This window comes from Geodermatophilus sp. SYSU D01186, assembly GCF_054050215.1.
In genome coordinates this window covers 34,219-47,316 of the sequence record NZ_JBJGYW010000003.1, presented here as the reverse complement: position 1 = coordinate 47,316, position 13,098 = coordinate 34,219, and the positions used below count along the sequence as shown (strand labels likewise).

Here is a 13,098-nt window from a genome sequence, read left to right as displayed (position 1 = left end):
CACCAGGCCGGGGCATAGACGGCCGGTCCGGTCGGTTACCCCTGCCAGGCCCACACCACAGCCACGAACCACGAGGAGAACGACCATGGCAGGCAACACCGTGACGGTCACCGACGCCAGCTTCGCCGACGACGTGCTGGGCAGCGACAAGCCCGTGCTCGTCGACTTCTGGGCGGAGTGGTGCGGCCCGTGCAAGATGGTCGCTCCGGTCCTCGAGGAGATCGCCGCCGAGCACGGCGACAAGCTGACGATCGCCAAGCTGAACATCGACGAGAACCCGCAGATCGCCCGTGACTACCAGGTCATGTCGATCCCGACGATGACGGTCTTCCAGGGTGGCAAGCCGGTGAAGAGCATCATCGGGGCCAAGCCGAAGGGCGCGATCCTCTCGGACCTCGCCGACTACATCTGACAGAGGACCCCCTTCCCCCCACGCCTCGCACGCTCGGCGTGGGCCCCGAAGGGTGGCCGTTCCAGCACGTCACTGAGGGCCTCCCCGGCCGTGTGCCGGGGAGGCCCTCGTGCGTCCGGGTGCCCCCCGGGAGGCCGGGCGCACGGCCGGGGACCACAATCGACCCCACGATGGGAACCGACAGCCGCATGCACCCCCTGGGCCCCGGTGACCGGGGCCCCGCCGTGGCCGACGTGCAGGCCGCCCTGCGCGCGCTCGCCCTGCTGCCCTCCGGGGACGGCGGCACCGAGGACGAGTCGCTCGAGGACGCGGTCTACGGCCCGGCCACCGAGCTCGCCGTCCGGCACTTCCAACAGGTCCGTGGCCTCTCGGTCGACGGCCGGGTCGGTGCGGAGACCTACCGGGCCCTCTCGGAGGCCCGCTGGTCCCTGGGCGACCGGCTGCTGCACCACGACCCGGAGCGGCCCATCCGCGGGGACGACGTCACCAACCTGCAGGAGCGGCTGCACGAGCTCGGCTACGACGCCGGCCCGGTGGACGGCGTCTTCGGGCCGGAGACCGAGGTCGGCCTGCGGGCCTTCCAGCGCGACTACGGGCTGACCTCCGACGGCACCTGCGGGCCGGCGACGCTGCGCGCGCTGCGCCAGCTCGGCCGCAAGGTCACCGGCGGCCGCCCGCAGCTGCTGCGGCAGAGCGCCAGCTTCGTGGAGAGCGGACCGCACCTCATCGGGCGGCGGATCGTCATCGACCCCGGGCACGGCGGGGCCGACACCGGGTTCACCGCGGGGGAGACCACCGAGGCCGACCTCGTCCTCGACCTGGCCTCCCGCATCGAGGGCCGGCTCGCCGCCGCGGGGGCGACCGTCTACCTGACCCGCGGCCGGAAGCAGAACCCCGACCCGGCCGACCGGACGGCGTTCGCCAACGACGCCCGCGCCGACCTCTTCCTCTCCCTGCACATCGACGCGCACGCCTCCGAGCACGCCCGCGGCGTGGCCAGCTACTACTACGGCACCGGGTCCGGGGCGTCGTCCACGGTGGGGGAGCAGTTCGCCAACCTGCTGCGCCGCGAGGTGGTGGCGCGCACCGGCCTGATCGACCTCGGCTCGCACCCCAAGACCTGGGACCTGCTGCGCATGACCCGCATGCCCGCGGTGCGCATCGACTGCGGCTACCTCTCCCACCCGGTGGACCGGCTGCTGCTGCTCGACGCCCGGCTGCGCAGCACCGTGGCCAGCGCCGTCCTGGCCGCCGTCCAGCGGCTGTTCCTGCCCGCCGAGGCCGACCCGCCGACCGGCACCTTCGTCCTCCCCGGGAGGGTGTGAGCGGACTGGTCCGTCCTGCCCGCCGTGTCCCCGGCGGGCAACGGCGGGCGGCTCCCTACACTCGACGGGTGGCCAATCTCCCGCCCGGCACGCCTCCGGGCCCCGGCGTGACCCCCCACCCGGCTCCGCGCCATCCGCGGCTGGACCCTCTGGCGGACCGGTACGCAGCACGCACGCACGGGATGAAGACCTCGGAGATCCGGGCACTGTTCTCGGTCGTGAGCCGGCCCGAGGTCGTCTCGCTGGCCGGGGGCATGCCGGCGGTCACGGCGCTGCCGCTGGACGCGGTGGGCTCGATGATCGGCGAGCTGGTCTCCGGCATGGGCGCGCAGACCCTGCAGTACGGCTCCGGTCAGGGCGACCCGCGGCTGCGCGAGCGCATCTGCGACGTCATGGCGCTGGAGGGCATCACCGACGCCTCGCCCAGCGAGGTCGTGGTCACCGTCGGCTCCCAGCAGGGGCTGGACCTCGTCACCCGGGTCTTCTGCGACCCCGGTGACGTCGTCCTCGCCGAGGGGCCGTCGTACGTGGGCGCGCTCGGCGTCTTCGACGCCTCGGAGGCGCGGGTCCGGCACGTCCCGATGGACGACGACGGCCTGATCCCCGAGGCCCTGGAGCAGGCCCTGCTGGAGTGCCGGGCCAACGGCGACCGGGTGAAGTTCCTCTACACGGTGCCGAACTACCACAACCCGGCCGGGGTGACGCTGTCCGAGCCGCGCCGCCAGGCGGTCATGGAGATCGCCGAGCGCTACGACCTGCTCGTCGTCGAGGACAACCCCTACGGGCTGCTCGGCTTCGACCGGGAGCCGATGCGGGCGCTGCGGGCGCGCGACAGCCGGCGGGTCATCTACCTCGGGTCGTTCTCCAAGACGTTCTCCCCGGGCCTGCGCGTGGGCTGGGTGCTCGCCCCGCTCGCCGTGCGCGAGAAGCTGGTGCTGGCCACCGAGGCGCAGGTGCTCTGCCCGCCCTCGCTCACCCAGTACGCCGTCGCGCGGTACCTGGACACCCAGCCGTGGCGCGAGCAGATCAAGCACTTCGTCGAGCTCTACCGCGAGCGCCGCGACGCCACGCTGGAGTCCCTCGAGCAGCTGATGCCGGCGGGCACCACCTGGACCAGGCCGGACGGCGGGTTCTACGTGTGGCTCAAGCTGCCGCACGGCCTGGACGCCAAGCTGATGCAGCCGCGCGCGGTGAACGCGCACGTCGCCTACGTGCCGGGCATCGGCTTCTACGCCGACGGGTCGGGGCGCGAGTACATGCGGCTGTCCTACTGCTACCCCGAGCCGGACCAGATCCGCGAGGGCGTGCGCCGGCTGGCCCGCGTCATCGAGGCCGAGCTGGACCTGCACTCCACCTTCGGCGCCGTGGACACCGGCTCCTTCCGGGCCGTCACCCGGTCCACCCGCAGCCACGAGGCCGAGAACATCGTCGGCCCGGCCAACAGCGACACCTACGAGGACGGACGCGCATGAGTGAGTCGGCCGCACCCGCCGCGGAGTCCGCGGCGGCACCGCACCCCCTGCGCGCCGTCGTCCTGGCCGGTGGGCTGAACTTCGAGCGCGAGGTCAGCCTCTCCTCCGGCACCCAGGTGTGGGAGGAGCTGACCCGCGCCGGGGTGGACGCCGAGGTCCGGGACGCCGACGCCGAGCTGCTGCCCGGACTGGCCGCCGCCCCGGCCGACGCGGTGTTCATCGCGCTGCACGGGGCGACCGGCGAGGACGGCGCGCTGCGGGCGGTGCTCGACCTGGCCGGCGTCCCCTACGTGGGGTCGCCCGCCGCGGCCTGCCGGCTGGCCTGGGACAAGCCCGCCGCGAAGTCGGTGGTGCGCTCCGCGGGCGTCACGACGCCGGACTGGGTGGCCCTGCCGCACAGCACGTTCCGCGAGCTCGGCGCGGGCGCGGTGCTGGACCTCATCGTGGCCCGGCTCGGCCTGCCGCTCATGGTCAAGCCGGCCTCGGGCGGGTCCGCGCTGGGGGCGCAGAAGGTGACCCGGGTGGAGGACCTCCCGGCCGCGATGGTCAGCTGCTTCGCCTACGGCGACACCGTGCTCGTCGAGCGGTTCGTCGACGGCGTGGAGCTCGCCCTCTCCGTCGTCGACCTCGGGGAGGGGCCCGAGGCGCTGCCGGCGGTGGAGATCGCGCCGGAGTCGGGCGTGTTCGACTACACGGCCCGCTACACCCCCGGCCTCACCGAGTACCACGCCCCGGCGCGGGTGCCCGACGAGGTGGCGGCCGCGGCCGCGGCGCTCGCCGTCCAGGTGCACCGGGTGCTCGGGCTGGCCGACCTGTCCCGCACCGATGCGATCGTCAGCCCGGACGGCGAGGTGCACTTCCTGGAGGTGAACGTCTCCCCGGGGCTCACCGAGACGTCGATGTTCCCCATGGCGGTGGAGGCGGCCGGGCACTCGCTCGGTGACGTCCTCTCCCGGCTGCTGACCCGCCGGGCGACCACCGAACGCTGAGGGGGACTCCTCGCTCGCCAGCTCGGGGGTGCCCGGGACCAGGCCAGGGGCCGACGCGCGAAGGCCGGGTTACGTCTGTGACGTAACCCGGCCTTCGTCGTCGAGCGGCCTCAGTCCTCGGTCTGGCGGCCGCTGATCTCCGGCGCCATCTGGCCGATGATGCGCTGCAGGTCGTCGACGGACCCGAACTCGACGACGATGCGGCCCTTGGCCCGGCCGATCTGGATCTTCACCTTGGTCTCGAAGGCGTCCGACAGCCGGCCGGCGAGGTCCTCGACCCCGGGGGCGCTGAACCGCCGGGCGCGCCGCTTGGCCGAGGGCTGCTCGGCGGCGGCCATCGCGACCGCCTCCTCGGTGGCCCGCACCGACAGCCCCTCGGCGACGATCCGGGTGGCCAGCGCGTCCTGGGCCTCGGCATCGGCCAGGCCGAGCAGCGCCCGGGCGTGCCCGGCGGAGATGACCCCGGCCGCGACCCGCGTCTGGACCTTCACCGGCAGCTTCAGCAGCCGGATGGTGTTGGTGACCTGCGACCGGCTGCGGCCGATGCGCTGCGCCAGCTCCTCGTGGGTGGCGCCGAACTCCTCCAGCAGCTGCTGGTAGGCCGCGGCCTCCTCCAGCGGGTTGAGCTGGACGCGGTGGATGTTCTCCAGCAGGGCGTCCCGGAGCAGGGCGTCGTCCGTGGTGTCGCGGACGATGGCCGGCACGGTGTCCAGCTCGGCGGCGCGGGCGGCCCGCAGCCGCCGCTCGCCCATGATGAGCTCGTAGCCGCCCTCGGTGCGCTCGCGCACCACGATCGGCTGCAGGAGGCCGAACTCCCGGACCGAGTAGGTGAGCTCCTCCAGCGCCTCGTCGTCGAAGACCTGGCGGGGCTGCTTGGGGTTGGGCACGACCTCGCCGACGGCCACCTCGCGCAGCTGCGCCCCGGGGACGCCGACCGCTGCCTCCTCCCGCTGCCGGGCCACGGTCTCGGCCGCCTGGGCCGCCGGCGGCAGCAGGTGCACCGGCGGAGCGGACGGCGCCTCGGCCGCCGGCGCGGGGGCCGCGGCCGCACCGTCCTCGGGCTGCGCGCCCGGCAGCGTCGGCTGCTCGACGGGCGGGGCGCTGGTGGGGATCAGTGCCGCGAGCCCCCGGCCCAGGCCACCGCGCTTGGTCATGCTCGCTCCTCAGGAGAAGAAGGGGGGACGGGCACGGCGGCCGCGTCGGTGTCGGGGAATGCCGCACCCAGCGGCGGCGGGGGGACGGCGGGCATCCCGGGGCCCGTGCGCGAGGCGAGCGGCGGCAACGAGACGCCCCGCTCGGCCAGCTCACGGGCGGCCTCGACGTAGCTCGTCGAGCCGCGGGAGCCGGGGTCGTAGGTGAGCACCGACTGGCCGTAGCCCGGCGCCTCGGACACGCGCACGTTGCGGGGGATCACCGCGTCGAGCACCAGGTCCCCGAAGTGGCTGCGGACCTCCTCCGCGACCTGGTCGGCGAGCTTGGTCCGCGCGTCGTACATCGTCAGCAGGATGGTGCGGACGGCGATGCCCGGGTTGAGGTGCTGGCGCACCAGGTCGATGTTGTTGAGCAGCTGCCCCAGCCCCTCCAGCGCGTAGTACTCGCACTGGATCGGGATGAGCACCTCGTCGCCGGCCACCAGCGCGTTGAGCGTGAGCAGCCCGAGGGACGGCGGGCAGTCCACCAGGACGTAGTGCGGCCGCTGCTCGGCCGGCAGGGCGACGAGATAGGCCTCGATCGCCCGGCGCAGCCGGTACTCGCGGGCGACGACGGAGACCAGCTCGATCTCCGCGCCGGCGAGGTCGATGGTGGCGGGCACGCAGAGGAGGAGCGGGCTGGCGGTGGTCGGGTGGACCACCTCCGACAGCGAGCTGTCACCCACCAGGGCGTCGTAGACCGACGGCGTCCCGACGGTGTGCTCGACGCCCAGCGCGGTGCTCGTGTTGCCCTGCGGGTCGAGGTCGATCACCAGCGTCCGCAGACCGTAGAGCGCGAGCGCCACCCCGAGGTTCACCGCCGACGTCGTCTTGCCGACGCCGCCCTTCTGGTTGGCGATGGTGATGACCCGGATCCGCCCCGGCTTGGGGAAGGGCTCCTGGTTGGCCGCGTGCAGCACTCGAGTGGCCCGCAGGGCCTCCATGGCGATGGGGCTGTCGAAGTCCGCTCCGGAGCTGGCCGCCTGGTCGGCGGCGAGGCTGCTCCGCAGCCGCTGGCCCGGGTCGGTCATCTCGGGTCCTTCCTGCCGATCCGTTTCACGTGGAACGGGCTCGGGGAGATGTACGGGTTCCACGTGGAACAGGCGGCGGAGGTCACCGTGGCCCACGCGTCATGACCACCACGGTAGTGGCAGCGTCGCCCAGCTCCGCACCGACAGCCCGAGCGTGGATCTCCCGCATCCCGGCGGCCTCGAGCTCGGGCACCAGGGCAGGGAGCTCCTCCACCGCCCGCGCGCCCACCAGGGCGACCAGCAGCGTGCCCGGCCGCATCAGCCCGCGGCACCACGACACCAGGCGGGGGAGCGCCGCCACCGCCCGGGCGGTGACCACGTCGACCGGCCCGACGGCGGTGCGCACGGAGCGCTCCTCGGCCCGCCCGCGGACCACCCGCCACGGGGCCTGCAGCTCGGCGACGACCTCCTCGAGGAACTCCACCCGGCGGGCCATGGGCTCCACCAGCGTGAGCTGGAGGTCCGGCCGGGCCAGCGCCAGCGGGACGCCGGGCAGGCCGGCACCGCTGCCGACGTCCACCACCCGGGCCCCGGAGGGGACCGCCTCGGCGACGGCGGCGCTGTTGAGCACGTGCCGCTCCCACAACCGCGGCACCTCCCGCGGGCCGATCAGCCCGCGGGTGACGCCGTCGGTGGCCAGCCGGGCCACGTAGCGCTCGGCGTCGGCGACGGCGTCCCCGAACACCGCCCGCGCTACGGGTGGGGCCGGTGGGACGGCCGGGACGTCGGCGGGGGCACTCACCGATCCGGCAGCACCACGACGCGGCGGTTGGGCTCCTCGCCCTCCGACTCGCTGTGCACACCGGCGACGCCGGCGATGACGTCGTGGACGACCTTGCGCTCGAACGGGTTCATCGCCGCCAGCCGCTCCGGCTGCCGGCTCTGCGCCACCCGGCGGGCCGCCTCGGCGGCCAGGGTGGTCAGGTCGGCGCGGCGCTTGGCCCGGAACCCGCTGATGTCGAGCATGAGCCGGCTGCGCACGCCGGTGGACTGCGCCACGGCCAGCCGGGTCAGCTCCTGCAGGGCCTCCAGCACCGAGCCGTCCGCACCGACGAGGTCCTGCAGCTCCCCGCCGACGATCGCGACCGAGGCGCGGTCGCCCTCCACGTCGAGGTCGATGTCCCCGTCCACGTCGAGGATGTCGAGCAGCCGCTCCAGGTAGTCCCCCGCGACGTCGCCCTCGCGCACGAGCAGGTCGTCCCCGCCGTCCTCGTCGTCGGTGTCCGCCGGGTCGACGACGGCGTCGGCGCTGTCGGCGTCCGGGTCAGGCAGGTCCGGCTGGGCCGGTCCGGGGTCGCCGGGCAGGGGGCTGAGGACCGCACCCGACGTCGCCTCAGCGGTCACGGACGTGTCTGTGGGGTTCTGCGGGGCGCTCATGGCGTCTCCTCCCGTGGTCGGTCATCCGGGCTTCCCCGGTGGTCGGTGGCCGGCCGGAGCCGGACGGCGCCCGCGCGGACGCCGGTGCGCGCCGTCAGCGGCGCTTGCGCTTGCCCCGGTTGGCCGGGCCCGGGCTGCCGCCGCGGCCGGCGGTGGTCCCGCGTGGCCTGCTGGCCGAGCCCTTGCCGCCGGGCGCCTGGCCGTTGGACGAGGCTGCCGACGACCCGCTCACGCCGTCGGACGACGCGGTACCGGACGGCGTGGTGTCCGACGGCGTGGTGTCCGACGGCGTGGTGTCGCCGGTCGGGTTGGCCGGGTCCACCGTGGACGACGGCGCCGCGGGACGGCCGGGCTTCGGCCGGACCGGCTTCGCCCCGGGCTTCGGCGCGAGGGTCTTCGGGTCGACAGCGGGCTTGTCGGCGGCCGCCTTGGCCAGCGCCGCGGGGGAGCCGGGCGGCGGCATCTTGCGGAGGATGAAGTACTGCTGCCCCAGCGTCCACAGGTTGTTGGTGAACCAGTAGAGGAGGACGCCGATGGGGAAGAAGAAGCCGGTGACGAAGAGGCTGATCGGCATGCCGTAGAGCAGCAGCTTCTGCACCGTGGCGGCCTGACCCTCGACCGGGCCGGAGCGCTTCATCGTCTGGCGCTGCGTCACGTACGTCGTCACGCACATGATGACGATGAGGATGAAGGCGACGACCCGGATGCTGGTGTAGGTGACCCCGGGCAGCGCGAGGATCGCCGCTTCCTTCTCCCCGGACATGTCGAACGAGGAGGAGATGGGCGCCCCGAAGAACGGCGCCCGCGCGGCCTCGTCGGTGAGCTGGTCGCTCCAGCCGTAGAGGCCCGGCGCACCGGGGGCGAGACGGCGCAGCACGTGGAACAACGAGAGGAAGACCGGGATCTGAGGGAGGATCGGCAGGCACCCGGCCAGCGGGTTGACCCCGCGCTCCTTCTGCAGCGCCATCATCGCCTGGCTGAAGCCCTGCTTGTCGCTGCCGTACTGCTTGCGCAGCTTCTGGATCTCCGGCTGGATCTCCTGCATCGCCCGCTGCGACTTGATCTGCTTGACGAACAGCGGGAACAGCAGCACCCGGATCGTGACGACAAGGAAGACGATCGACAGCGCCCAGGCCAGCCCGGACAGGCCCGTCCCGGCCGGGGGGTCACCGAAGACGGCGTCCCACAACGAGTGCCACCGGGCCATGACCCACGAGATGGCGGTGTACAGCCAGTCAAGCAAGGGGGGACTCCTCCTGCGGGGCCCGGGCGGGGGCCGGCGGGGTGGCTCGGTCGGTTCCGGGTGGTGCGGTGCTCACCCGGGGAACGGGGTCGAAGCCCCCGGGGTGCCAGGGCGCGCACTTGAGCAGGCGGCGCAGTGCCAGCCAGCTGCCGCGGGCGGCGCCGTGGACTTCGATCGCCTCGACGGCGTAGGCGCTGCACGTGGGGGCGAACCGGCAGCGCGGCGGCAGCGCCGGGCTGACCGCGCGTTGGTAGAAGCGCACCGCGCCCAGCAGGGCGCGGCCCACCGGTCCCCGCCCGCGCGAGGCAGCGGGGGAGGAACCGGAAGGGACCGCGGCGCCGCTCACGAGGTGCGGGTCCGGGAGCCGAGGAGGCGGTCCAGACCGGCCGCGAGGTCCCGGCGCAGGTCGACCGAGCTCGCGGTCGCCGCCTCGGGACGGGCGCGGACGACGAGGTCGGCCGCTGCGGGCAGCCGGTGCAGCTCGCCCAGGACGACCGCCCGCAGCCGGCGCGTCACGCGGTGCCGGACCACGGAGTTGCCCACGGCCTTGCCCACCACGAAGCCGGCCCGTGGACCGCCGGTCTCGCCGGCGGTGCCGGCGGCCGGAGTCACGGGCCGTTCGGGGAGGTAGTGGAGCACCATGGTCGGCCGTCCGGCACGCCGACCGGACCGGACGACCGCGGTGAACTCCGGACGCCGGCGCAGGCGTGCCTGCGCGGGCAGCACCTCAGGCGGAGAGCTTCTCGCGACCCTTGCGCCGACGGCCGGCGATGATCGCCCGGCCCGCGCGGGTGCGCATACGCAGCCGGAAGCCGTGGGTCTTGGACCGGCGGCGGTTGTTCGGCTGGAACGTGCGCTTGCTCACGAGGTACTCCCACTACACGACATCGACGGTGCGCACCGGCCGGCGGGCAGGCACGCGCGGAGGGACGGTTGGAGCTCGGCAGGACCGGCTCCCCGTCCACAGACTCCCGCCAGCATAGCCGAGGATTCCCCGGTGCCGGAGGGCCGTCCGGACACGGACTCCCCAGGCTCCCCCAGACGCGGCGGTGGGAGCGAACGGCGCGCCGCGGGTTCCCGGCGACACGCCCCGCGCCGCGCCGCGCGGCGCCGCCGGTCTCGTTGCCCGGCTGTGGACGAGGCTGTTAGCGTCGCCGTCGCTCCACACCGGACGACCGCGTCCGGTACCGGGGCCGCCCCGCTGGGTCGACCGACCACCGCGCTCCTCGAACAACCTCTCGACCCCCTCCCCGACCAGCGACGACGTCCCTGACCGGCCCGCGCGAGCGGATGCCCGACGAGCGCGTCGTCGACCGTGCACAACCTGTGGACGACGGTGTGGACACCGTGTGTCCGGCTGTCCACAGCGGGGAACTGCCGAGGGATCGGGCGCGGCGGTGCGCACCCCGCGGCAGTGGCGACGAACACACGGTTTGGGGAGGACACGGTCATGGCCGATGCCACGGTGGACCTGGCGACGGTCTGGGACCAGATCCGCGAGCGGCTGGCGACGAGTCTGTCCCCGCAGCAGAACGCGATGCTGAACCTGACCCGGCCGGTCGGGGTGTTCGAGGACACCGCGGTGCTGTCGGCGCCCAACGAGTTCACCCAGACCGTGCTCGAGTCGCGCATGCGGCGGGTGCTGGCCGAGGCGCTGTCCGAGCAGCTCGGTCGCGACATCCGCGTCGCCGTCCAGGTGGAGGACACCCCGGCCCAGCCCGAGGAGGAGCCGCGCCCGGAGGTCCCGACCCGGCGGCCGTGGTCCGCCGTCGAGGCCCAGCGCGCCGAGGAGGACCGCGAGACCCGCGACCGCACCGACGACGGGCGCAGCGCCTTCGGCGTCCGGGCCGACGTCACGCGCCCCCTGACCTGGGAGCGCGACGCGGCGGAGCGCCCCGGTCTCCCGGAGCGGCCCGCGCCCGAGCGGGACGAGGAGGACCGGCCGGCCACCGACTGGAGCCCGCCGACGCGCCGGGCCGCCGGCCGCGGCACCCGGGGTGCCGACCGTGACTGGGGCGGCGGGGACGTGGACGAGGACGGCGCCGCCGTCCTGCCCTTCGACCTCGAGCCCACCGGCCGGGACGACGACGCACCGTCGGCGAGCGGTCGCGGCCGCCGCAGTGAGGGCCGCGGAGCGGGTGGGCGCGGAGGCGACGCCGTCCCGCTGTTCGGGGACCGTCGCGCGCCGGCCGGTGCCCAGGACCCGGGGCTGAACCCCAAGTACGTCTTCGACAGTTTCGTCATCGGCAACAGCAACCGGTTCGCCCACGCCGCGGCGGTCGCGGTGGCCGAGGCACCGGCGCGGGCCTACAACCCGCTGTTCATCTACGGCGACTCCGGGCTGGGCAAGACCCACCTGCTGCACGCGATCGGGCACTACGCGGCGCGGATGTTCCCCAACGTGCGGGTGCGGTACGTGAGCACCGAGGAGTTCACCAACGAGTTCATCAACCTGGTGCACTCCGGCCGGGCCGAGGACTTCCGCCGTCGCTACCGGGACATCGACTTCCTGCTCATCGACGACATCCAGTTCCTGGAGCGTGCCGAGCGGACGCAGGAGGAGTTCTTCCACACCTTCAACACGCTGCACAACGCCAGCAAGCAGATCGTCATCACCTCCGACCGGGCGCCGAAGAAGCTGACCACGCTCGAGGACCGGCTGCGGACCCGCTTCGAGTGGGGCCTCATCACCGACGTCCAGGCGCCGGACCTGGAGACCCGCATCGCGATCCTGCGGAAGAAGGCCTACGGCGAGCGGCTCCAGGTGCCCGACCCGGTGCTGGAGTTCATCGCCAGCAAGGTGCAGACCAACATCCGCGAGCTCGAGGGCGCGCTGATCCGGGTGACGGCGTTCGCGTCGCTGAACAAGCAGCAGGTGGACCTGCCGCTGGCCGAGCTGGTGCTCAAGGACCTCATCAGCGACGAGCAGGGCCCGCAGATCACCGCGGCGATCATCATGGCCGCGACCGCGGAGTACTTCTCCGTGACGATGGAGGAGCTGCAGGGCTCCAACCGCAGCCGCACGCTGGTCAACGCCCGGCAGATCGCGATGTACCTGTGCCGGGAGCTCACCGAGCTGTCCCTGCCGCGGATCGGTGCCTCCTTCGGCGGCAAGGACCACACCACGGTCATGCACGCGGTGAAGAAGATCACCAACCTGATGAGCGAGCGCCGGGCCACGTACACCCAGGTCACCGAGCTGACCGCCCGCATCAAGAGCCGCGCCCGCCAGTAACCCCGCCGGGGACCGCCGCCGGTCGGAGGCCGATCGGGCGCGGCCGGGGACGCCGGGTGAGGGGCGCCGGGTGAGGCCGCTGGCCGTGGTGAGCCGGGCACCGGGCCGGGAACGGCAGCCCGGCGGGGAGTGGACCGGTCGCGGAGGCCCGGAGGGGTCTCCCGACCGGGACACGGGTGGGGCTCCACGGCAGCCGGGAACCCTCGTTGGCCGCGGTGCGGTCCGGAGGACCGCAGTGCAATGACGGTCAGCACGGTCGACTTCTCCACACCTGTGCACAAGCGTGTGCATGGCGTCAGGGCACGTCTGCGCCCGGGATGCCGCGGTGACCGGCCGGGCGCCGGTCGACTCGTCGACGAGTTGTCCCCAGGGATGTGCACAGTCTGGGGGTATCTCGTAGGGAGGACCTCACGCGTCGTGACGCCGGTCCGTGGGCGTGCCGTCGTCGGTTCGTCGTCCTCCCGTCACCCGCACGTCGTTGACCTGCTGGTATGCGACCGACCTCCGTCAGGTCCCGGATCGGCCGCGTCGGCGGGGCCGGCGTCGTGCACAGCACCTGGGGACGGGCACTGGGGGAACCAGGGGACAGCAGGTGGAGAGACGACGGTCGGTGTGCACAGTCGTCGAGATGTCCACGTGTCGACAACAGATGACGCTGCTGCACCCACAGCCGGCCAACATGTCGACTTCGGCCCTGACCTGGGCAGAAGTGCCCGATCCCCAGCTTCCACACCAGTGATGACGAGGATGAGGGAGTTCTCTCCATGAGTTCTCGAACCACATTCAGGGTGGGGAAGCAGGGTCTGCAGGGGCTGGAGCGCACC

General features: G+C 73.7%; 13 protein-coding genes. 5 read left to right on the top strand and 8 right to left on the bottom strand.

Annotated elements, in window-relative coordinates; genetic code table 11:
* Positions 1–85 precede the first annotated feature (85 nt).
* The 4 genes from trxA to ACI784_RS02935 all read left to right on the top strand — a co-directional run bounded on the left by trxA (position 86) and on the right by ACI784_RS02935 (position 4,198).
* Entirely contained in the window at positions 86–412 is a 327-nt protein-coding gene (trxA, locus tag ACI784_RS02950; protein WP_456850861.1) for a thioredoxin, read from the top strand.
* A gap of 170 nt (positions 413–582) precedes the next feature.
* Entirely contained in the window at positions 583–1,737 is a 1,155-nt protein-coding gene (locus tag ACI784_RS02945; protein ID WP_456921862.1) for an N-acetylmuramoyl-L-alanine amidase, read from the top strand.
* 182 nt (positions 1,738–1,919) lie between these two features.
* Positions 1,920–3,209, top strand: a complete 1,290-nt coding sequence (locus ACI784_RS02940; protein WP_457012474.1) for an aminotransferase-like domain-containing protein — start codon at positions 1,920–1,922, stop codon at positions 3,207–3,209.
* Positions 3,206–4,198: a D-alanine--D-alanine ligase family protein gene (locus ACI784_RS02935; RefSeq protein ID WP_457012473.1), complete on the top strand. Its 993-nt coding sequence runs from the start codon at positions 3,206–3,208 to the stop codon at positions 4,196–4,198. Before ACI784_RS02940 ends, ACI784_RS02935 begins: the two co-directional genes overlap by 4 nt.
* Before the next feature lie 110 nt (positions 4,199–4,308).
* Here ACI784_RS02935 and ACI784_RS02930 read toward each other — a convergent pair whose 3' ends face one another.
* The 8 genes from ACI784_RS02930 to rpmH all read right to left on the bottom strand — a co-directional run bounded on the left by ACI784_RS02930 (position 4,309) and on the right by rpmH (position 9,904).
* On the bottom strand, positions 4,309–5,352 hold the full coding sequence (locus tag ACI784_RS02930; RefSeq protein ID WP_456921859.1) for a ParB/RepB/Spo0J family partition protein: 1,044 nt from the start codon (positions 5,350–5,352) through the stop codon (positions 4,309–4,311).
* Positions 5,349–6,419, bottom strand: coding sequence for an AAA family ATPase (locus ACI784_RS02925; RefSeq protein ID WP_457012472.1), 1,071 nt, complete (start codon positions 6,417–6,419; stop codon positions 5,349–5,351). The genes ACI784_RS02930 and ACI784_RS02925 overlap by 4 nt, the downstream gene beginning before the upstream one ends.
* 82 nt (positions 6,420–6,501) lie before the next feature.
* Entirely contained in the window at positions 6,502–7,161 is a 660-nt protein-coding gene (rsmG, locus tag ACI784_RS02920) for a 16S rRNA (guanine(527)-N(7))-methyltransferase RsmG (protein ID WP_456921857.1), read from the bottom strand.
* A complete protein-coding gene (locus ACI784_RS02915; RefSeq protein ID WP_457012471.1) occupies positions 7,158–7,796 on the bottom strand; it encodes a Jag family protein in 639 nt (212 codons plus the stop codon). Before ACI784_RS02915 ends, rsmG begins: the two co-directional genes overlap by 4 nt.
* Before the next feature lie 94 nt (positions 7,797–7,890).
* Positions 7,891–9,039, bottom strand: a complete 1,149-nt coding sequence (gene yidC, locus ACI784_RS02910) for a membrane protein insertase YidC (RefSeq protein WP_457012470.1) — start codon at positions 9,037–9,039, stop codon at positions 7,891–7,893.
* The gene (gene yidD / locus ACI784_RS02905) at positions 9,032–9,325 is read right to left on the bottom strand and encodes a membrane protein insertion efficiency factor YidD (RefSeq protein WP_457012469.1); all 294 of its coding nucleotides are present in this window, start codon (positions 9,323–9,325) and stop codon (positions 9,032–9,034) included. Before yidD ends, yidC begins: the two co-directional genes overlap by 8 nt.
* 56 nt (positions 9,326–9,381) lie before the next feature.
* Complete coding sequence (gene rnpA, locus ACI784_RS02900; protein ID WP_456921853.1) at positions 9,382–9,765, bottom strand: ribonuclease P protein component; 384 nt, start codon at positions 9,763–9,765, stop codon at positions 9,382–9,384.
* Position 9,766: 1 nt separating this feature from the next.
* Entirely contained in the window at positions 9,767–9,904 is a 138-nt protein-coding gene (rpmH, locus tag ACI784_RS02895) for a 50S ribosomal protein L34 (RefSeq protein ID WP_089305879.1), read from the bottom strand.
* A gap of 585 nt (positions 9,905–10,489) precedes the next feature.
* On the opposite strand from rpmH, the gene dnaA reads away from it, so the two are divergent.
* Complete coding sequence (gene dnaA / locus ACI784_RS02890) at positions 10,490–12,274, top strand: chromosomal replication initiator protein DnaA (RefSeq protein ID WP_457012468.1); 1,785 nt, start codon at positions 10,490–10,492, stop codon at positions 12,272–12,274.
* Positions 12,275–13,098: the final 824 nt, after the last annotated feature.

Excerpts from the sequence above, each read along its gene's own strand:
- ACI784_RS02930 (WP_456921859.1), bottom strand. The coding sequence starts at position 5,352 with ATGACCAAGCGCGGTGGCCTGGGCCGGGGGCTCGCGGCACTGATCCCC.
- trxA (WP_456850861.1), top strand. The coding sequence starts at position 86 with ATGGCAGGCAACACCGTGACGGTCACCGACGCCAGCTTCGCCGACGAC.
- ACI784_RS02935 (WP_457012473.1), top strand. The coding sequence starts at position 3,206 with ATGAGTGAGTCGGCCGCACCCGCCGCGGAGTCCGCGGCGGCACCGCAC.
- ACI784_RS02940 (WP_457012474.1), top strand. The coding sequence starts at position 1,920 with ATGAAGACCTCGGAGATCCGGGCACTGTTCTCGGTCGTGAGCCGGCCC.
- ACI784_RS02915 (WP_457012471.1), bottom strand. The coding sequence starts at position 7,796 with ATGAGCGCCCCGCAGAACCCCACAGACACGTCCGTGACCGCTGAGGCG.
- dnaA (WP_457012468.1), top strand. The coding sequence starts at position 10,490 with ATGGCCGATGCCACGGTGGACCTGGCGACGGTCTGGGACCAGATCCGC.
- ACI784_RS02945 (WP_456921862.1), top strand. The coding sequence starts at position 583 with ATGGGAACCGACAGCCGCATGCACCCCCTGGGCCCCGGTGACCGGGGC.
- ACI784_RS02925 (WP_457012472.1), bottom strand. The coding sequence starts at position 6,419 with ATGACCGACCCGGGCCAGCGGCTGCGGAGCAGCCTCGCCGCCGACCAG.